16 protein-coding genes are annotated in these 19,990 nt (G+C 63.2%); 6 read left to right on the forward strand and 10 right to left on the reverse strand.

The window, feature by feature from the left end:
- Window positions 1-13: 13 nt before the first annotated feature.
- Both G533_RS0111940 and G533_RS21825 read left to right on the forward strand, forming a co-directional pair.
- Window positions 14-2,101 (forward strand): TonB-dependent receptor plug domain-containing protein, encoded by a 2,088-nt coding sequence (locus G533_RS0111940; protein WP_027950145.1) that lies wholly within the window; start codon window positions 14-16, stop codon window positions 2,099-2,101.
- A 16-nt stretch (window positions 2,102-2,117) separates the two neighbouring features.
- Window positions 2,118-2,540 (forward strand): DUF4870 family protein, encoded by a 423-nt coding sequence (locus G533_RS21825; protein WP_051230264.1) that lies wholly within the window; start codon window positions 2,118-2,120, stop codon window positions 2,538-2,540.
- Window positions 2,541-2,591: 51 nt separating this feature from the next.
- Here G533_RS21825 and G533_RS0111950 read toward each other — a convergent pair whose 3' ends face one another.
- The 4 genes from G533_RS0111950 to G533_RS0111965 are packed head-to-tail and all read right to left on the reverse strand — an operon-like array spanning window position 2,592 to window position 7,209.
- Window positions 2,592-4,526, reverse strand: coding sequence for a nitric oxide reductase activation protein NorD (locus G533_RS0111950; protein ID WP_027950146.1), 1,935 nt, complete (start codon window positions 4,524-4,526; stop codon window positions 2,592-2,594).
- A gap of 26 nt (window positions 4,527-4,552) precedes the next feature.
- Window positions 4,553-5,362, reverse strand: a complete 810-nt coding sequence (locus G533_RS0111955; protein ID WP_027950147.1) for a CbbQ/NirQ/NorQ/GpvN family protein — start codon at window positions 5,360-5,362, stop codon at window positions 4,553-4,555.
- Window positions 5,363-5,364: 2 nt separating this feature from the next.
- Window positions 5,365-6,708: a cbb3-type cytochrome c oxidase subunit I gene (locus G533_RS0111960; protein WP_027950148.1), complete on the reverse strand. Its 1,344-nt coding sequence runs from the start codon at window positions 6,706-6,708 to the stop codon at window positions 5,365-5,367.
- Window positions 6,709-6,756: 48 nt separating this feature from the next.
- Window positions 6,757-7,209 (reverse strand): c-type cytochrome, encoded by a 453-nt coding sequence (locus G533_RS0111965; RefSeq protein WP_027950149.1) that lies wholly within the window; start codon window positions 7,207-7,209, stop codon window positions 6,757-6,759.
- Window positions 7,210-7,402: 193 nt separating this feature from the next.
- Between G533_RS0111965 and G533_RS0111970 the strand changes: the two genes are divergently transcribed.
- The 3 genes from G533_RS0111970 (at window position 7,403) to G533_RS0111980 (ending at window position 10,008) form a co-directional block, all read left to right on the forward strand.
- Window positions 7,403-8,563, forward strand: coding sequence for an NnrS family protein (locus G533_RS0111970; RefSeq protein WP_027950150.1), 1,161 nt, complete (start codon window positions 7,403-7,405; stop codon window positions 8,561-8,563).
- Window positions 8,563-9,015, forward strand: a complete 453-nt coding sequence (locus G533_RS0111975; protein WP_027950151.1) for an RrF2 family transcriptional regulator — start codon at window positions 8,563-8,565, stop codon at window positions 9,013-9,015. Before G533_RS0111970 ends, G533_RS0111975 begins: the two co-directional genes overlap by 1 nt.
- 111 nt (window positions 9,016-9,126) lie before the next feature.
- Window positions 9,127-10,008 carry a hemerythrin domain-containing protein gene (locus tag G533_RS0111980; RefSeq protein ID WP_035527813.1) on the forward strand — a complete coding sequence of 294 codons (882 nt, stop codon included), beginning with the start codon at window positions 9,127-9,129 and terminating at the stop codon, window positions 10,006-10,008.
- Between the two features lie 3 nt (window positions 10,009-10,011).
- Here G533_RS0111980 and G533_RS21830 read toward each other — a convergent pair whose 3' ends face one another.
- Both G533_RS21830 and mscL read right to left on the reverse strand, forming a co-directional pair.
- Complete coding sequence (locus G533_RS21830) at window positions 10,012-10,719, reverse strand: GGDEF domain-containing protein (protein ID WP_051230265.1); 708 nt, start codon at window positions 10,717-10,719, stop codon at window positions 10,012-10,014.
- A gap of 78 nt (window positions 10,720-10,797) precedes the next feature.
- Complete coding sequence (mscL, locus tag G533_RS0111990; protein ID WP_027950153.1) at window positions 10,798-11,253, reverse strand: large conductance mechanosensitive channel protein MscL; 456 nt, start codon at window positions 11,251-11,253, stop codon at window positions 10,798-10,800.
- A gap of 219 nt (window positions 11,254-11,472) precedes the next feature.
- On the opposite strand from mscL, the gene G533_RS21835 reads away from it, so the two are divergent.
- On the forward strand, window positions 11,473-13,173 hold the full coding sequence (locus tag G533_RS21835; protein ID WP_240472427.1) for a succinylglutamate desuccinylase/aspartoacylase family protein: 1,701 nt from the start codon (window positions 11,473-11,475) through the stop codon (window positions 13,171-13,173).
- Window positions 13,174-13,181: 8 nt separating this feature from the next.
- Here G533_RS21835 and G533_RS0112000 read toward each other — a convergent pair whose 3' ends face one another.
- The 4 genes from G533_RS0112000 to G533_RS0112015 form a co-directional block, all read right to left on the reverse strand.
- A complete protein-coding gene (locus tag G533_RS0112000) occupies window positions 13,182-14,381 on the reverse strand; it encodes an MFS transporter (RefSeq protein ID WP_027950154.1) in 1,200 nt (399 codons plus the stop codon).
- Window positions 14,382-14,392: 11 nt separating this feature from the next.
- The gene (locus tag G533_RS0112005; RefSeq protein ID WP_027950155.1) at window positions 14,393-16,453 is read right to left on the reverse strand and encodes an SDR family oxidoreductase; all 2,061 of its coding nucleotides are present in this window, start codon (window positions 16,451-16,453) and stop codon (window positions 14,393-14,395) included.
- 82 nt (window positions 16,454-16,535) lie between these two features.
- Entirely contained in the window at window positions 16,536-18,290 is a 1,755-nt protein-coding gene (locus G533_RS0112010) for a SulP family inorganic anion transporter (protein WP_027950156.1), read from the reverse strand.
- Window positions 18,291-18,294: 4 nt separating this feature from the next.
- Entirely contained in the window at window positions 18,295-19,968 is a 1,674-nt protein-coding gene (locus tag G533_RS0112015) for a bifunctional protein tyrosine phosphatase family protein/NAD(P)/FAD-dependent oxidoreductase (protein WP_027950157.1), read from the reverse strand.
- Between the last annotated feature and the right edge of the window lie 22 nt (window positions 19,969-19,990).

Genomic DNA, 19,990 nt, shown 5'->3' on the forward strand with positions numbered 1-19,990 from the left:
GTCTGGATATTCAATGACCTATCGTATGCCACCCTTCCGACTTAAGCCCGACTATGTCGCTCTCAGCCTTGTCCACGGCCTGCTGTTCTGCACAGCGTCGGGCCTTGCTGCCACCAGCGCGGAATTGCCACTGGAGGAAGTCGTGGTGACTGCCAGCCGTGTCGAAGAGCGGCTCCTGGACAGCAGTGCCAGCCTCAGCGTGATGACTCGCGAGGACCTGGCACGCATGACAGGCAGCAGCGTCGCCGACTACCTCCGCGATGTGCCCGGGCTGCAGGTTTCCGACTCCGGCCAGGCAGGGCTGAAGCGCATCCGCATTCGCGGTGAAGACTCCCGCCGTAGCGCTATCCTGGTCGACAGCCAGGAGCTGGCGGACCACAGCGAAGTCGGCACCCCCCTGACCATCCATCCCGACATGCTGGGCCGAATCGAGATCCTGCGCGGCTCGGGCTCCGTGTTGTACGGTTCCAAGGCGCTGAGTGGCGTGACCAACCTGATGACATTGAAAGGAGGCACCGCGCCGTTACAGGCTACCGTGAAAGGTGGCTACGACGGCACTACCGGTGGTGACACACTATTCGCCAGCGTGCACGGTATGCAGGACGGCTGGAGCTACCGACTGGCCGCAGCCGACAGTGACCACGGCCTGCGCCGGACGCCGGAGGGACGTGCAGAAAACACAGCGTTCGAGAACCAGGGTTACTACGGCTTTCTGGAAAAAGCTGCTGGCAACCATGCACTGGGACTGACCTGGGACCAATATGAGTCGCGCTCGGACATCTTCGTTGAAGAGGTGGCCCGCAGTACATTTCCGCTCGTGGACCTGGCGCTCAGCACACCGCAACGGGATCGGGAACGCTACGCCCTGGATTACACCTGGGAGCCGGCCTCCGCCTTGCTGGACAGGCTGCTCGTCTCGGCATTCACCCAGGACAGCCTGCGCCATTTTGTGAGCAACACCGAGACCGTATGGTATCGCCGCGACATCGATACGCGCAGCACATTGCGCAGCGACGGCCTGCTGCTACAGGCGGACTGGCTGCCCTGGGGACGGCATCGCGTAGTCACCGGCCTGCAGTACAGCAACGACCAGGTGCGCCAGGGGCGCCAGGTGGACACACTCTCCTGGACCCCCATCGCCAGCACCGGTACCGAGCGCATCGATGATAAAGCCAGTATCCGCACCCTGGCCGCCTTTGTGCAGGACCACTGGGCCCTGAGCGACCAACTGACCGCGGTTATAGGGGCACGCTACTACCAGGTTGATGGCGAACTGGACCGCAGCAACCGCCCCGGCCTGCGCGCCGCGCCGCTGGATTCTGACAGCCACCTGATCGCCTCTGCCGGGCTGAACTGGTCCACCGGCCCCGGCAGTGCCTTGCGCGCCAATATTTCGGAGGGCTATCTCTACCCCTCTCTCATGCAACTCGCCACAGGCGCCTACGCCGGCTCGAACTTCGTGAACCCCAACAGCGAGCTCACGCCCGAAACCAGCATCAACTATGAGCTGGGCTGGCGCTTCATGCAGGGACAATGGACGGCCGACGCTGCGTTGTTTTTCTCCGACTCCAGTGACTACATTGACCACATCTTCTGCACCAGTGCCGACAACTGCCTCGGACCGACAGACAAGGTATACCGCAACATCGGCTCCTCCAACGCACACGGCCTGGAGCTGTACCTGGCCTGGGAAACCGCCGATCAGGCACTGCAGCCCTATGTAAATTTCACCTGGATGCAGCGCAACAACGACTTCGGCAGCTTCGACACCTGGGATACCGGCATTCCTGCACTCGCGGGGCGCGCCGGGGTGATGCTGGAGCCACAGTTCACCGGGCTTTGGCAGACCCTCTGGGCCGACCTCTACCTGCGTGGCGAAAGCGGATCCCTGCTGCTGGAGCCCGGCGCCAGAGGCCTGATTGAAACCAAGCGCAGTGGCTGGGCTACACTGAACGCGGCACTGGGCGTCAGCCTGGGTGACAATCTACTGCTGGCCGTGGAACTGCAGAACCTCCTCGACCGCGACTATCGCGAGTCTACTGAAAATCTGCTGGCGCCCGGACGCAGCGCCTCCATGAAGCTCACCTGGAACATCAACTAGAATTCGCGAGGTCGGCATGTCGACAGTGGATAACGCAGAGGCGCGGGCAGCGCTTGAGCAAACGGGGAAGGATTCGCCGGGTCGGGGTACCGCGGTTATCGTCTACGGCTTGTATCTGGGCGCCATCATGAGCATCGTCACCCTGCCCCTGGGGGCGCTTGTGGCGCACTACCGGCTCGGGCGCAGTGCACCCTGGGTTAACAGTCACCTGCGCTTTCAGGTGCGCACATTCTGGTGGATGCTAGCGGCTTCCGCAGCTGCCGTTGGCCTGTGGCAACTGCTCGGGGTGTTGCACATCTCACCTCTGGCGGCCTGGACATTCGGCTATCTCTACATCACAGCCATGCTCGTCTGGTTTGTGGCGCGCTGCGGTGTGGGGATTGCTCGACTGACGTCCAACCGCCCTATTGACCGACCGGGGAGCCTGCTGTTTGGCTAGCCGGGAACGCACACCCGGCAAGCCGCGCTCCTGGCATTTCCGGTGGCGCTTTTACTGCGCCACAATTTGCCGGTAAATCGCCGGTAGCGCCGTCGACAGGTGTTGAGGCCGATATACCACTGAATAGCCACCGCGACCAAAAATACGGGGGAAATACCCCTGTGACTCGCGGTCGATCGTCACGGCGAATACACGCACCCCGGCGCGGCGCGCCTCACGTACGGCGTGGCGTGTATCTTCCAGCGCGTAGCGCCCCTCGTAATAATCGGTGTCGTTGGGTTTGCCATCGGTCAATACCAGCAACAGGCGATGGCGCTGGCCGAGGTCGGCAAGGCCGCTGGTGAGGTGACGAATTGCCGTACCCATGCGGGTGTAGTAACCGGGCTTCAGCGCTCCGATACGCTGCTCCACAGCGTGGTTCATCGGCTCGCGGAAATCTTTTAGCGTTTGCAGCCACACCTTGTCCCGTCGTCGGGAGGTGAAACTGTGAATGGCGAACTCGTCGCCGCAGGCCTGCAGACCATGCCCGAGCACCAGCAGGGCCTCTTTTTCGAGGTCTATCACCCGGCGGTCATCGACCCAGGCTTCTGTCGACAGTGAGACGTCGACCAGTATCGATACCGCGAGATCGCGCTCTACGGTACGGGCATCGGCATAGAGGCGGTCGCTGCTGTTGCCCGATGCGGATTGATCGGCCTGGGCGCGCACCACGGCGTCAATATCAAGTTCATTGCCGTCGAGCTGGCCACGCAGCAACATGCGTTTCGGTCGCAAGGCCTCAAACTGCCGCCGCACACGACGTACGCGCTGCTTCATCGCCGCATCTGGCTGCCAGATGTCACCATCCGCGGCCTGCTCACCCGGCAGCACCGTACAGTGCGCGGGCAACATGACACGCTTGCGGTAGTTCCACTCGGGATATGTCACCTCCGCTGCGGAGGCGGCACCCAGGGCCTCTCCGGGCGGCAGGTCGAGATCCATACGCAAACGCGCCGCAGCCTGTTGCTGGTGCGGGCTTACGGTGATCTCCTCGAGCTGCTCCGCCGCTTTCCCGGCGTCCTCATCCTCTTCATCATCGACCATGCGATTCACGTTGACCATCTCGGCAAACGAGAGCATTTTCTCGAAACGGTTGAAAATCAGCGAGTCCTCGCGCTCGGCCTGGTCCTGTTGCTGACGACGCGCCTTGCGCTTGCCACCCTCCCGCTGGTCTTGCAGGGGCGTCTGCCCGTCCTCGTCCTCCGCGTCCGGACGCTCCACGTTGTGGGTACCCAGGCTGAAACGGGTGGCCCACAGAGGCACCGGTAGCGGCGGATGATAGTTCGCCGGCGCCTGAACATTGTCGACAGGAACACCGGGGCTGGTCACCAACGTCACCAGCTGCCCGGCAAAGGCCGATGCCGGCGTTTCTTCACCCAGCGCGTGGCGAATCACCACCTCCAGCGCCTGTTCCAGCGGCGGCAGTTTCCGGTATGGCCGCAGTGGCAACAAGGCGCTGCAGAGCCGCTGGTAGCGGTCGCGAAAGCCGGGGAGCTCGCTGCACACACGCTCAGCAGCGGTAAGCGCAGCACGCAAGGACAGCAGGTCAGCCTGAACCGCATTCTTCGCTGGGGGCGGCGGCTGCAGGGCAGCCGCGTGCGCGGCGAGCCAGAAGTACAGATCGCGGTTCAGGGCCCGATCGGGAAAGAGGTCTATGCAGGGAGGCAGCAGCAGCGATTCCTCGTCGATGCGCGCCTGGTCCATCACTTCGCGGTCAAAACCCAGGCGCTGGCGCAAGCGCAGGCGGTGCCCGGACTCCCGTGCCGCAATGGCGCCGACGGCAGCACCGCCCTCTCCCCCCACCGCACGGAAGAAAACGCCCAGGACCGGGGCGATGTCATCGAGGTGCACAGCGGCGTGCGGATGATGGGGATAACTGCTGGTGGCCGAGGCCCAACGGTGCCAGTAACGACCAACCAGTTCCTCGAATTCCAGCAGGTGCAGCATGTCGCAAGCTCCGCTATGCGGGCGATTCAGTCCGAGCCAAAGGCCATTGCGATCACTTCCAGCAGGGCCTCCTGCACATCGGGCTCATCCGTCAGTGGCTCCACCAGCGTCGCCCGGGTCGCCTGCATGATCGGCATACCCGAGGCAATCAAGGTGGCACAGTAAATCAGCAGGCGTGTGGAAACGCCCTCTTCAAGGTCCTGCCCCTTCATCGCACGCAGGCGCTGCGCCAGCGTCACCAGTGCGCGGCAGCGCTCCGGCGCAAGACCACTCTCCCGGGACACAATGCTGACTTCCTGATCGGCCGGAGGAAAATCGAAGGTGCTGGAGACAAAACGCTGCCGTGTACTCGGCTTCAGTGCCTTGAGCACATTCTGGTAGCCAGGGTTATAGGATACGACCAGCATAAACTCCGGCGGTGCCTGCAACAGCTCGCCGGTCCGCTCCAGCGGCAACAGCCGGCGGTCATCGGTCAATGGGTGGAGTATGACAGTCACGTCCTTGCGCGCTTCCACCACCTCGTCGAGATAGCAGATGCCGCCTTCGCGCACCGCCCGCGTCAGCGGTCCATCGACCCAGCGTGTTTCCCCTTCCAGCAGCAGGAAACGGCCGGTCAGGTCTGCGGCTGTCAGGTCATCGTGGCAGGAGACGGGAAACAGCGGCCGCCCCAGACGCGCGGCCATGTGCGCCACGAAGCGCGTCTTGCCACAGCCCGTGGGACCTTTAAGCAGCAGGGGCAGGCCGTGCTGCCAGGCCTGCTCGAAGAGCTCACACTCGTCGCCCACCGGTTCGTAGTAGGGAACCTCATCGCGCGGGACCGGGTTCGGTTCAGGCATGTTCACGCGTTGGCCACGCCTGTTTCACCGGCGGGCAGCTCTTCACGCGCCGGGCCGAACACCGCCCAGAGAAACACGACCGCCGCCACAGCAACCACACAACCAGCGCCCAGGCGCATCATGTAGAACAGGCTCAGCTGCTCCTGTACCTCCATGTAATTGATACCCATGACGCGCTGCAGGTGCGTCTGCACCACACCGGCAAACGTCAGGGTAAAGGTCATGAAACACATGGAGGCCGTCATCAGCCAGAAGCTCCACATATTGATGATCTGGTTGAAGGGCTGTATGCGCCGCAGCTGCGGCATGGCATAGGTGACCACCGCCAGCACCATCATCACGTAGGCGCCGTAGAAGGCGAGGTGCCCGTGCGCCGCCGTAACCTGGGTGCCGTGCGTGTAGTAGTTGACCCAGTGCAGGGTATGCATGAAGCCCCAGACCCCGGCACCGAAGAAGGCCACCGTTGCACTGCCCAGTGTCCAGAGCATGGCAGCCTTGTTAGGGTGATTGCGGCGCCCTTTCCAGAACATGTAGAAGGCGAACATCACCATGGCGAAAAACGGCGCCACTTCCAGGGTGGAGAAGAAGCTACCGATGGGCTGCCAGTATCCCGGTGCGCCAATCCAGTAGTAGTGGTGGCCGGTGCCGAGCAGACCGGAGAACAGCGCCAGGCCGATAATCACGTACAGCCACTTCTCGATGATTTCACGATCCACACCGGTCAGCTTTATCAGCAGGTAGGCGAGCAGCGATGCCATGATCAGCTCCCACACACCCTCAACCCAGACGTGGACAATCCACCACCAGTACAACTTGTCCAGTGCCAGGTTGGACGGGTTGTAGAAGGCGAAAAACCAGAAGATTGCGGCCAGCCACAAACCCAGCATGAGGATGGAGTTGATCGCCGTCCTGCGCCCACGCAGCAGGGTCATGCTGGTGTTGTAGAGGAACAGCAGAAAGGAAATCGTGATAAGGATCTTCGACCACAGCGGTTGTTCGAGAAACTCGCGCCCCTCATGAATACCGAACTGGTAACTCACCAGCGCGCCGGCACCAGCCACCGCGAAAATGGCGAGCTGAATGTAGGCAATCAGCGGGCTGTGAATCTCGGTTTCTGCCTCTTCCGGCATAAGAAAGTAGGTGCAGCCCATGAACCCGATCAACAACCACACAATCAGCAGGTTGGTGTGGCTCATGCGCATGATATGGAACGGCACCATCTCCACCATGAATTCCGGCAGGACATACACGGTGGCGGCCAGAATGCCGAAGATGACCTGTAGCGCGAAAAGCGCCATGGCGACTGCGAAAAAGGGCAGTGCGACCCGTTGAGTTTCGTATTTCATTGCGTTCTCCTGCCTGCGTGTGCGCTGGACTCAATTCTGCAAAAGGGTTCAACCGACCGGATGCGGTGGCCAGCCCTGGGTGTTGATGGAGTCGGCCCAGCGGAAGAAATCCACCAGGTTGTCCAGCTCTTCCTCACTGAGGTCAAACTTGGGCATCTGCCGGCGGCCGGGGACATTCAGCGGTTGCGCCTTGATCCAGCCCTTGATGCCGGCGCGTGCCGCATCCGGGTTCTCGCGGCCACCGTAACGTGTCCACACATTCCCCAGCTCTGGCGCGAAGTAGGCGCCCTCGCCGATCAGGCTGTGGCAATTGATACAGCTGTGCTTCTCCCAGACGTGTTTGCCCGCCGCAACGCTTTCGGTCAGGCCCTCCTTGTCTGTCGACACATTCACCATGTACCAGTGGCTGTGTGCGGTGAGCCCTGCAAAGGCAAGAAAAAAGAACAGCGAGCCGCCAAAGAAGATATTGCGCGCCGCTGAACGAGAGAGTGATTCCATCATGATTGCTGCCCCCTTGCGTATTCTGCGGCACCCCCGCAGACACGCTCGTTATAAAATGCATATACTATGCATGTTTTAATTCTCACACTGCCGAGCGGGGTCGTCAACCAGAGAACCCCCGCCTTTTGCGGCGGCGTGAGAGTGAAAATGCCTCCCATTAACGAAAACCTGATGCAGATCAAGCAGGCACCCCATGCACAGTGCAACGACGACCATCCCCGCTCCGTTTCGCTATCCGTTCCGGATATTCTTTCTCTCCACCGCTGTCAGCGCCGTACTGCTGATTCCGCTGTGGCTGTATTTCCTGCTGGGCGGCGCACTGCAGCCGGCCCTGCCTGCCTTGCATTGGCACCAGCACGAGATGCTCGGTGCCTTCGTCAACAGCGCCATTGCCGGTTTCCTGCTCACGGCCGTCTGCGCCTGGACCGGCACCCGGCCGGTGGCGGGCTGGCTGCTGGCCGCACTCTGGTTGCTGTGGTTGACTGGGCGCGGCGCCCTCTTGTTCGGCACGCACCCCTGGCTTGCAATGGCGCTTGACCTGACCTTCCTGCCTGCTGTGGCCCTGCTCGCCGCGCGCCCCATCGTCGCCAAGCGGCAGTGGCGGCAACTGCCGCTACTGGCCGTGCTCACTCTGCTCTGGCTGTGCGACCTCGGCTACCACCTCTGCGGCGACACGCAATGGCTGCGCGCCGCGATGTTGCTGACCGGTGGCCTGATTCTGGTGGTTGGGGGCCGCATTACGCCCGCGTTCTCGCGCAACTGGCTGCTCCAGCAGGGGCAACCCGCAGCTGACATCGGCACCTGGCGCTGGCTGGAAGCTTTGACGCTCGCAAGCACTTTACTGCTCGTCCTGGCGGAGGCAAGCGGTCGATTACCGGCGTGGCTGGTAGCACTGGTGGCACTGGTCGCGGGCCTCTCAGCGGCGTTGCGCACGTTCCTCTGGCGCGGCTGGCGGGTGCGCAGGGAGCCCCTGCTCGCCATCCTGCATATTGGCCTGCTCTGGGTTGCTGCAGGCTTTCTGCTCAGGAGCCTGGCCGGTTTCGGGCTGGTGACCGATGCTGTCTGGCTGCACGCGCTGGGCGCCGGCGCCATGGGCACGATGATCCTGGGAGTCATGGCGCGTGTCGCGCTGGGGCATACCGGCAGACCTCTGGCACTACCGAGTGGTATCACATGGGCATTCGGGCTAATATTCCTCGCCGGCCTGCTACGCGTCATCGCGGGGCTCGGCTGGCTGCCCTGGGCCATCGGAATCCACGCAGCATCACTGTGCTGGACGTTGGCCTTTGCGCTTTTCATCTGGCGCTATTTCCCGATACTTACCAGACCCCGGATCGATGGAAAGCCCGGCTGATGCGCCTGACTCAATACACTGACTACGCCCTGCGCACGCTCATCTACCTTGGGGTCAGTCAGGGCAAGCGCCACACCATCCGCGACATCGCCGAGGCCTATGACATCTCCCGCCATCACCTGACCAAGGTTGTGCAGCACCTGCACCGGCATGGGTTTGTGGCCGCCACACGGGGCAAGGGCGGCGGTATCGCGTTAGCTCGCCCCGCCACGGATATCGTGGTCGGCGACGTGGTACGACGCATGGAGCCTTCCACGGCGCTGGTTGAGTGTTTCGACAGGGGCGGCCAGTGTGCCATTCAGGGCCATTGCAAGCTGGCGCGCGCCCTGCGCGAGGCGTTCAACGCGTTCATTGCGGCTCTGGACGAATACACGCTGGCCGACCTGCTCGATGAGCGTGAAGAGCGCTTGCGTCACGTCCTCGGCATCCCCACCCTCACACTCCCAGACTGAATACCCGGCGCAGAGCGGGATAGTCACCGTCATGCGCCAGATCAATACACATCCCTTGCGGCCTGCGTTAACCTGCGCCGAGCGACCTTTCGACCACAATGGAGAGTCGACATGCCCAACCGTCCCGCAACCCCACCGCTGATCGCCACGCTGCGCGCGGAACACGTGCACCTGGCGCGGATCTCCGCTCTGATGACGGAGCAGCTGGATGCTCTCGACAATGGCGCCGTCGTGGACAGTCATATTCTTTATGAAATCATGAGCTATATGGTCAACTGGGCTGACCGCTATCACCACCCACGTGAAGACCTGATCTACGGCCGCGCGGCAGAGCTGGATGCGCTACTCGCCGACGACGTCGACAGTCTTCAGCGTCAACACGACGCCATGGCCAGCAATGCCCTTGCGTTGCAGAAGCTTATCGGCCGCTGGCGAGCGGGCAAGGCCACCGATGAAGCCGTAGTGCGGGCCGGACGCGACTACGTGGCCAACAGCGACCGCCACATGCAGAGCGAGGAGCAACTGGTGTTCCCGCGTATTGAGGCAGTGCTGGGCCCCGGCGACTGGCAGGAGCTGGAGCTGGACGACCGCCTGCAGGCAGCGGGCGACCCGGTATTCGGCCCACGCGTCGACCGCGAGTTCAGAAACCTCGCCCGCAAGTTGCGGCGGAGCGCCCGGCGCACCATTGAGCGCGGGGTGATGGCCGAGTGGGCGGGGCTGGAGTCAGCACTGGAGTCACTGGAGATTCTCGGCAACGCCAATCGCATGGCGCTGCAGACGACCGGCGACACCCTGCGCTGTGCGCTACAGGAGTCGCTGGATATCGTACGCGATACGCCGCTGACCGCAGCGCCGCGCTGCGCAATCAACAATGCGCGCTTGAGCGGTCGCTGGTTGGGCGCCCTCGCAACCATCGCCGGCGACACCGTGAACGACCTCACGCGCATACGGCGCGAAATGCGCCGCCAACTGCATACGCTGGATACACTTTAGACGCTAGGCCGGCACGGTGTCGTCCAGTGGCAGGCCCGGGGCTTCCTGTTCGGCCGCTACCACCCGGTTGCGCCCGGTATTCTTGGCGCAGTAGAGGGCGGCATCCGCGGCGGCGAAAAGCGCCTCCGCCGACATCTCCGCACTGAGCTCGGCGACGCCCACACTGCAGCTCACTGACAGCCCACTAAACATCCCGGTGAACTCGAGTGCGGCGATGCGCCGGCGCAGGCGCTCCGCAATCGCCAGCGCGGCGGCACCATCGGTCATCGGCAATTGCACACCGAACTCCTCACCACCGAGACGCCCCACGTCATCAGAGCGACGCAGCTGTTCCTGTAACGTATCGGCGATGGTTTTCAGCACAATGTCGCCACCCCCGTGGCCGTAGCGGTCGTTGACCGACTTGAACAGGTCGACGTCAATCATCAGCAGGCAAAGCGGCTGCTGGTAACGCAATGAGCGCGCGATATTGCTCTCCAGCACCGCGAGAAAATAGCGCCGATTGGGAATCTGTGTAAGGTGGTCGGTGCGCGACTCCGCCAGCAGTAACGCCGTCAGGCGTCGTTGATTGCGATACAGGACAAGCACGACAGCCAGGGTGAATGCCATGGCCACCAGCAACGAGGTGAGCGTCACCTCGGTGATAGAGGCGCCCAGCAATTCCTGAGCCGAAAGCGGCGTCGGTAGCGACGCCGCCACGGCTGTCAGCATCGGGGCCTGCCAGCACCTCCCCGGGGACCTCAACCCGTGCGAACGTGCCGGGGCGCTGCGCTCGCCTGGTGTCACCTGTCAGACAGGCTCAAGCGCCGATGTACAGTGACTGCAGCGTGTAGCCTTCAGGGGAACACTGGAAAGGCAGAAAGGACATTCCCTCTCCGTGGGCTCGGCGGCGGGCGCCTCCTCTTCACGCTTCAAACGGTTGATGCTGCGAATCAACAGGAATACCGCAAAGGCGACGATGAGAAAACTGATCACCGCGTTGATGAACAAGCCGTAACTGACGGTCACCGCGCCGGCTTCCTGCGCACTGGCCAGCGTCGGGTAGGGCCCCGCAACCACGCCCTGCTTGAGCGTGATGAACAGATCAGAGAAATCCACCCCCCCCAACAACAAGCCGATGGGCGGCATGATCACGTCGTTCACCAGGCTTTTGACAATGGTGCCAAAAGCCCCGCCGATAATAATCCCCACCGCCATATCGATGACGTTCCCACGCATGGCAAATTCTTTGAATTCTTTTAGCATTGTGGCTTCTCCCTAGAGCGTTCATACACACCGGCTACAGGATTCGGTGTTTCCTGTTGTGCGCCGATGCTCCAATTTCGCACCACCGGAACCGAAACACAAGCGCGCAGTGCCACGGTGAGCAATAGCACGCGCAGTTTGCCGGCGTATTTCCCCCCGCTGCCAGAGGCAAATCTGCTAGACTGGCCACACATTTCCCGTCTCTCAGGACGCTCTGCTTTGCACCGCGCCACACGCACGCCAGTTTGTCGTTTCATTGCCACGCGTTGCCTGCTGCTCGCGCTGGCATGCAGTGCACCGCTCTCCGCGCAGGATGTCAGTGAAGTCCCCGGAGAGCAGCCAGCCAATGTGCCGGCACCCAGCGGGGCTGCCCCGGTCGCAACCGAATCGGACAGCCGCGTGGCACAACCACCTGCCACCGACCCCGAACCCGTTGCTGCCGACCCGGAAGTCGAACCTGTCCCTGCACCTGTTACGCCCGCACCCAAGCCCGCGGCGCCTGAGCCAACGCCTGAGCCAACGCCTGAGCCAACGCCTGAGTCAACGCCAACGCCTGAGCCAACGCTTGAGCCTGAGCCTGAGCCTGCCAGCATCAGTGCCGAGACCGCCGATGATGTTCCCGGCACAGACGCCGAAAATCCGGCCCCTTCCGCCACCGGGCTGCCCCGGGCCCCAAACCTGCCGCTGGATGAGCCGGTCGAAAGCGAGGTGCCTGCCACTGCACCGCCAGCGGTGCCCGTGCCGCTGCAAGAACTCGTGCTGCTCGGGCGTGAAGTGCCACCCAAAACCTCCACACGCCTCGCCTGGGCGCCCACGCAATCCTTTGAAGGCATCTACGTCGACACCCCGGTGCTGGTGGTCAACGGTGTAGAGACCGGGCCCACGCTCTGCCTCACCGCCGCCATGCACGGCGATGAACTGAACGGCATCGAAACTGTACGCCGCGTGCTGTATAACCTGGACGCCGGCAAGCTCAAGGGTGCGGTCATCGGCGTGCCTATCGTGAACCTGCAGGGTTTCCATGCGGGCTCGCGGTACCTTACGGATCGCCGCGACCTGAACCGCTACTTCCCCGGCGACCCGAAAGGCAGCTCCGCGTCGCGCCTTGCCTATTCATTCTTTCACGAGGTCATCGCGCACTGCGATGCGCTGGTGGACCTGCATACCGGCTCCTTCTATCGCACCAACCTGCCGCAGCTGCGCGGCGACCTGCGCGACCCGCGTGTGGTACAGCTCACCAAGGGTTTTGGTTCCACAGTGGTGGTTCACAGTGAGGGCACGGCGGGTACGCTGCGCCGCGCCGCGGTAGAGGTGGGGATTCCCGCCGTCACACTGGAGGCCGGTGGGCCGTCAGTACTCAGCGAAGACGCGGTAAGCCACAGTGTCAAAGCCATTCGCACCTTGCTCAATCAACTCGGCATGACCACCCGCTTCAGCCTCTGGGGCGACCCTGAGCCGGTGTACTACAACTCGGTATGGGAGCGCGCCCAGGTGGGGGGTATCGTGTTCAGCCGGGTGACGCTGGGGCAGACCGTGAAACGTGGTGATGTGCTCGGCACGGTCACCAACCCCATTACCAATGTGCGTACCCGCATCGTGTCCAAACACAATGGGCGTATCATCGGTATGGCCCTGAACCAGGTTGTCCAGCCCGGCTTCGCCACGCACCATATCGGCATCACCCCACCCAAAGGGCAGATAAGCCCACCGGAAGATGTGGTGGCGACAGATGCCGCGGAGGCCCGGCGCCTGCTCGACGCCTCTGTCAACGCAGGCGCTGACGTGAAGGCGAGCAATGGCGAGGAGGCGGCGGAGTCCGAGCAGGCCGATGTTGCCAGTGCCGGGGACGATGAAGCGCACGCAGCGGGAACAGAGTCGAGCGCAGACGAGGTCGGTGACGAAGACCTTGAGGAAGACTGAGTCGGCAGCTAGTGCGACACGCGGCTATGGGTGACAAAGCGCCCGGCGGCATCCACATCAAGAAGACACTGGCGCCCGGCCAGCATGGCGAGACAGATTGCCAGGAAAACCACCGCGGTGAGCACCAGCCAGATGCCCGTCAATGACACCTCGAACTGCAACAACAGGCCAACCGCAAGTGGCCCCAGGGCGGCGAGACAATAGCCGAAGCCCTGAGTCATGCCCGACAGTTCGCCAGCGACAGCCGGAGTGGCACTGCGCAGCACGAGTAACGCCAGGGCGAGACTGAAGCTTGCCCCCTGCCCCAAACCCAGCGCTACAACACCCGGCCAGCGCAGCACGGCGGGGCCCTGCAACAGGCAGTAGAATCCGACCGCCACCAGCGTCAGGGCACACACCAGGGCCGGACGCTGGTCGCGCCCCAGACGCGCCAGCCAGGGCGCTGCCAGCGCGGCGAACAACTGCACGAATACCGATGCGCCAAGCAGCAGGCCTGCCTCCGCTTCACCCAGCCCGCGCCGCTGTAGCAACACGGGCAGCCAACCGAACACGATATAGGCCAGAGCGGACTGGGATGCCATGAGCAGGGTAATCTGCCAGGCCAGGGGCGAACGCAACAAACCCACGCCCACCGGGGCGCGGGGGCCGGGCGCGACCTGCGGCCAGGGATGAGGCGCGAACACGCGCCAGCAGAGCAAGGCCAGGGCTGCGAGGGCGGACCAGCTTGCCAGGCTGAGCTGCCAGCTGCCCAGCGTGTTCGCCAGTGGAATACTCAGGCCCGCACCCAGCGCCCCGCCCAGACATAGCGCCATGGTATATACGCCCGTCATCAGGTCCGCGCCGCGCGGCAGGTCACGCTTCACCAGCACTGGCAGCACAGTACCGCCGATACCGATGGCAGCACCGGCGAGCGCCGTGCCCAGGAACAGGCGGAGGCTGCTCTCGCCGGCACGCAGCCACAGCGCCAGCGTCAACAGCAACAACGCCAGCGAGAGCGTGCGCTCGATGCCAATGCGTCTCGAAAGCCAGGGCGCCAGCGGCGCAAACAGACCCAGACACAACACGGGCAGCGTAGTCAGGCCACCGATAGCGGCGGCGCTCAAACCGGTGTCCGCCTGCACACGGCTCAACAGGGGCGCGAGAGAAGCCAGCGCCGGCCGCAGATTGAGTGCAACCAGCACCATGAGCAGCAAAAGGCCGAGCGGCATACGGGGTGTTCCTACCAGTGCACGCCCCGCATCACCTGGGAGAACAGCCGCCGTGCCAGCGCCAGCCTTGAGGAGGGCAGTTCAGCCAGCTCCGCAGCCGCTTCCTCTGCACTCAGGCCCCGGGCCGCCGGTGAATCCGGAAACAGGTCATAGGCCTGGCTGAGAAACGCCTCGGTAAAGCTCGGCATGGTGGCCTGCGCCACCGCACCGGCAACACCAAGACTGGTGGAGACCTTCTTCGGTCGCGACACAATGGCTTTCATGACAAGGTCCCGCGCCTGCTCGGGCGAGAGTGTGGGGAAGGCCTTGTACAGCCCCGTGGGGGCAATCATGGGGGTACGCACCAGTGGCATGTGAATGGTGGTGAACTCAATATTGCAGCGCGTGAACTCGGGTGCCGCGCACAGGCTGAATGCGTCCAGCGCGGCTTTTGAGGCCACGTAGGCCGAAAAGCGCGGCGGGCTGGTGAGCACGCCAATGGATGAAATATTGATGACCTGGCCTTGCTCGCGCTGCTCCATGCCGGGCAGGAAGCCCATGATCAGGCGCAGGGCACCAAAGTAATTCAGTTGCATGGTGCGTTCGAAGTCGTGGAAACGGTCATAGCTGTAGCGCACGGAGCGACGAATGGAGCGGCCCGCATTGTTGATCAGAATATCTGCCCCGCCGAAGTCAGCGGTCACGTCTGCCACCAGCGTGTCACAGGCATCCAGGTCCGCCACATCACAGGCATAGGCGTGGGCGACACCGCCCTGTTCCTCAATCGCGGCGATGGTCTCCTCCAGCTTTTCCACCGTACGCGCCACCAGCACCACGCGGGCATCGGCTCGCGCCAATCGCAGTGCACACTCGCGCCCGATACCGGAGGTCGCCCCGGTGACCACCACCACCTTGCCCTTGACCCGCTTGCGCAGCGCTGCCAGTGTCGGGCGGCCCACCAGACGATCGAACAGCGTGTCCACGTCTTTCTCCAGGGCACCGGCATCCTTGCGCAGAAAGTGCAGCCAGTAATCCCAGATAACGGGGGCATACTCTTCGAAGGGCGGGCACTGGATAGCGGCGGGTTCAAGCAGCGCCCGTGTCCGTGTGGAGTCGAAGTGCGTGGGATAATTGATGTAGGCCACCACCTGCGGCGGAATACCCATCTGGGCAATCAAGCGCTCGCCCAGCTTGCGTACAGGCCCCAGATGGCCGATTCCCTTGCCAGCCAACCGGGTGGCGGAGTCCAGCAGGGAAGCATCGACCGCACGCAGCTTCGGCCCATGCGACACCCGCATGAGTGTTTTCAGCAGGTCGCCCACGCGAATGCCATCGGGGTCGGTGAGGAAGAAGCATTCACGATCATGACCCGGCAGGTGGGCGAGATGATCCATGGCCGCCACCACATAATCGACCGGCACGATATTCAGCAACCCCGCCTTGTTCATCAACAGTGGCAGCCCCTCGGGCACGACTTTGCTCAGGCTGCGGAGCGTCTCGAAAAAGTAGTAGGGGCCATCGACCTTGTCCATTTCCCCGGTTACCGAGTGCCCCACCACCATGCCCGGACGATAGATCCGCCATTTGAGACGCTTCTCGGCACGCACGATGCCCTCGGACTCGTGCTTGGTCTGAAAGTAGGGGTGGTCCAGGGCCCCCGCCTCCTCGAACATATCCTCAGTGAAGGTGCCTTCATAAAGCCCGGCCGCCGCGATGGAACTGACCTGGTGAAAGCAGCCGGTTTTCAGCGCCTTCGCCAACACCAATGCCTGGCGTGTGCCCTCGACATTGCTCTTGCGCTGGCTCTCGGCGCTGGCCTGCATGTCGTAAATGGCCGCGAGGTGAAAAAAGTGGTCTATCTTGCCCGCGTGCTGGCGTATCCAGGCGGCCTTCACGCCCAGGCGTGGCTCGCTGAGGTCGCCCTCCACCGCGACCACCTGACGCCGGTTTGCCCCCCAGAGCTCGCGTAGCCCATCCACTTTTGCCAGGGAACCGGGCCGCACCAGCAGGTAGACACGCCCACCACGATCCAGCAGCCGTGGCACCAGAAAACGACCGATAAACCCGGTACCGCCGGTAACAAAATAGTTCATGCCGTTCTCCCTACTCTATCGTTATGCCGATACAGTACTGAGAAAGCGTGCCCGTGTCACCGCAGGGCACAACGCCGCGGCACTAGATCACCCAGTCGTGGGGGCGGTCGCCGCGGGCAGCATCCTCCTCTGCCATCACATGCTGCACCGCGTGGTGCTGGGAAAGAAAGACTTTGCCCGTGAGGTCGTGCAGGAAGTGGGTGTGCCGCAATACGTCCATGACCGGACCCTTGACCTCGGAGAGATGCAGCACGATATCGCGTTCCGCGAGCTGCCGGTTGATAGACTCCAGTGCCTCCAGTGCACTGAGGTCGATTTCATTCACCGCCGTGCACATGAGGATCACGTGGCGAACTTCGGGGCGCTGGTCGAGAAGTGCATATATGCTCGACTCGACAAAACTGGCATTGGCGAAATACAGGCTCTCGTCGATGCGCAATGACAGTATGTCACCGCGGGTGATGACCTCGTGTCTATCCACATTGCGGTAGTGCTCGGTGCCGGGCACCTCACCCACCACCGCCATGTGCGGCCGCGAGGTCTTGTAAAGGTGCAGCGCCAGCGAGGCCAGCACCCCGCAGGCGACACCGGTTTCCACGCCCACCGCAAGGGTGACAAACAAAGTAATCGCCACAGCCGCGAAGTCCGACACGCCGTAATCCCAGGTGCGGCGCAGAATGGAGAAATCCACCAACGACAGTACCGCCACGATAATGGTTGCCGCCAGCGTCGCCTTGGGCAGGTAGGCGAGATAGGGGGTGAAAAACAATGCCGTGAGGCCGATACCCAGCGCGGTCAGCATGCCGGCGGCCGGCGTTGCGGCACCGGCATCAAAATTGACGATGGAGCGCGCAAAACCGCCGGTGACCGGATAACCGCCGGACACCGCTGCAGCAATATTCGATGCCCCGAGCCCGATCAGCTCCTGATCGGGCACAATGCGCTGCCGTCGACGCGCGGCCAGCGTGTGACCCACCGAGACCGACTCGACAAAACCGATAATGGAAATGAGCAGCGCCGAAACCGCCAGCTCGCGCCACGCAGGATTCAAAAGCGGCGGCAGATCAAAGCCCGGTAACCCCGCCGGCACGTGACCTACCAGGGCAACCCCCTGCGCCTGCAGGTCGAACCCCCAGGCCACAACGCTGGTGCCAATCACGGCAAAGACTGGCCCGGTGCGCGTCAGCATGCCGGCCCAGTAGTCGGGCATGCCCGCTTTTTGCAACAGGGGCTTCAGCCCGCTGCGCACCCAGAACAGGAACAGCAGGGTACACCCGCCCACCAGTACGGTAGGCAGGTGCACCAGCGGCAGCTGCTCCCAGAGTTGCTGCGCCAGCTGTGGCAGGTTCTCACCCCGCCCCCGAATGCCCAGCACATGGCCCAGCTGACTGACCGCGATAATCACACCCGATGCGGTGATAAAACCGGCGATCACCGGGTGAGACAGAAAGCTGGCCAGAAAGCCCATGCGCAGCAGGCCGAACAGCAGCAGCATCGCCCCGGACATCAACGCCAACAGGATTGCGGCGTCGATATAGGCCAGGCTCCCGGCGTCGGCGACCTGGCTGACTGCCGTTGCGGTCATCAAAGACACCACTGCCACAGGCCCCACCGACAAGGTGGTACTGGTGCCGAACAGCCCGTAGGCAATGAGCGGCAGCATACTGGCATACAGGCCCATTTCGGCGGGCAGGCCCGCCAGCATGGCGTAAGCCAGCGACTGCGGAATCAGCATGACTGTCACGATAACCGCCGCCAGGCCGTCGCTGGCAAAACTCTCGCGGTTGTAGCGTCGCCCCCAATCCAGCAGCGGCAGATAGCGCTTTAATTCCTGCAATGTGTTAACCCTCGCCGATCACCGGCTTTGCCAGCCACTCCCTGCCACGCAGCATTGCTTTCCAGTAGATCGGCGGCAACAGGCGCTCCTTCAGGAACCAGGCGGCGCGACTGGGCTTGCGGCCATCCAGCAGCCACGCGGGCATACTCGGCAACAGTTTGCCGCCGTAACCGAACTCCGCCAGCACGATCTTGCCTCGTTCCACGGTGAGGGGGCAAGAGCCGTATCCATTGTAGTGCGCCACCCCCGTGGCCCGCCCGCTATCTACCAGCAGGTTGTTGGCCACGATGGGGGCCTGCATACGCGCTGCCGCCGCGGTTTTGGCGTTGGGTGCGTTCATCACGTCACCCAGCGCCCAGATGTTGTCAAAGCGCTTGTGTCGCAGCGTGGTTTGATCCACGTCCACCCACCCCGCTTCGTCCGCCAGTGCGCTGGCACGAATGAAATCCGGCGCCGTCTGCGGGGGCACCACGTGAATCATGTCAAATTCGCGCTCCACTTCACGCTTGGCGCCGTCGCTGTCTGTCGCCTCGAATACGGCCCGGCGCGAATCGCCATCAATACGCAGCAGGCGATGACTGAAGTTGAGGCGCGCATCGTAGCGCTTCACGTAGTCCATAAGCGCCGGCACATAGTCGGGCACACCGAAGAGGACTGCACCGGCGTTGTAGAACTCCACCTCGATGTCCTGCAGGCACTTCTGGCGCAACCAGTAGTCCGCCGACAGGTACATCGCCTTCTGTGGCGCTCCGGCGCACTTTATCGGCATAGGCGGTTGTGTGAACAAGGCCCGCCCGCCCTTGAGCTTCTGTACCAGCTGCCAGGTGTAGGGGGCCAGGTCAAAGCGATAGTTGGAGGTGACTCCGTTGCGCCCCAGGCTTTCTGCCAGCCCCGGAATCGCGTCCCAGTCGAGCTTGATGCCCGCAGCCACCACCAGCCGGCGATAGCGTATGACGCGACACCCTTCCAGCACCACCGCGTTGTGAGCCGGGTCGAAGGCCGCCACTGCCGCCTTGATCCAGTCAGCCCCGCGAGGAATCAACGACGCCATGGTGCGCGCTGTGGTCGCCGGCTGGAAAATCCCTGCCCCCACAAAGGTCCAACCGGGCTGGTAGTAATGAATGTCCGCCGGGTCGATGATGGCAACCGACAACGTCTTGTCGCGGCTCAACAGACTGGAGGCGCAGGCAATACCCCCTGCCCCCGCCCCCACAATCACCACGTCATATTCGGCGAGCACCAGGCCGCCGTGCCCCTCGCCATCACCGGCCACCCGGGCCACCACGCTACTCATGTCATAACCGGCTTCTCGACCCCGCCGCACGATGTCGGCCGGAGAAAGCCCGCTGCGCGCCCGCGACAGGGCCCACAGCGTCGTGGAGCGCATGCCGGTGCGACAGTAAGCGTGCACCCTACCCTCTATCGCGTCGAGCAGCTGACCGAACTCGCGTGCCTCGGCATCGGACACCTTGCCCGCCGCCACGGGCAGGTAGTGTGCCTGCATCCCCGCCACCTCCGCGGCGCGCTGCACCTCGGCATAGGCCGGCTGGTCAGCACCCTCGCCATCAGGGCGGTTGCAGATGATGTGCTGCACGCCGCGTGCCGCCAGGTCGGCGAGTTCATCGGGCGTTATCTGCGCCGACACGCTCAGCTGTTCGTCCAGTGTACGAATATCCATGGGGCTTTCCTCAAATACAGTG

Origin of the sequence: Haliea salexigens DSM 19537 (genome assembly GCF_000423125.1) — a bacterium.
GTDB classification, from domain to species: Bacteria; Pseudomonadota; Gammaproteobacteria; order Pseudomonadales; family Halieaceae; genus Haliea; species Haliea salexigens.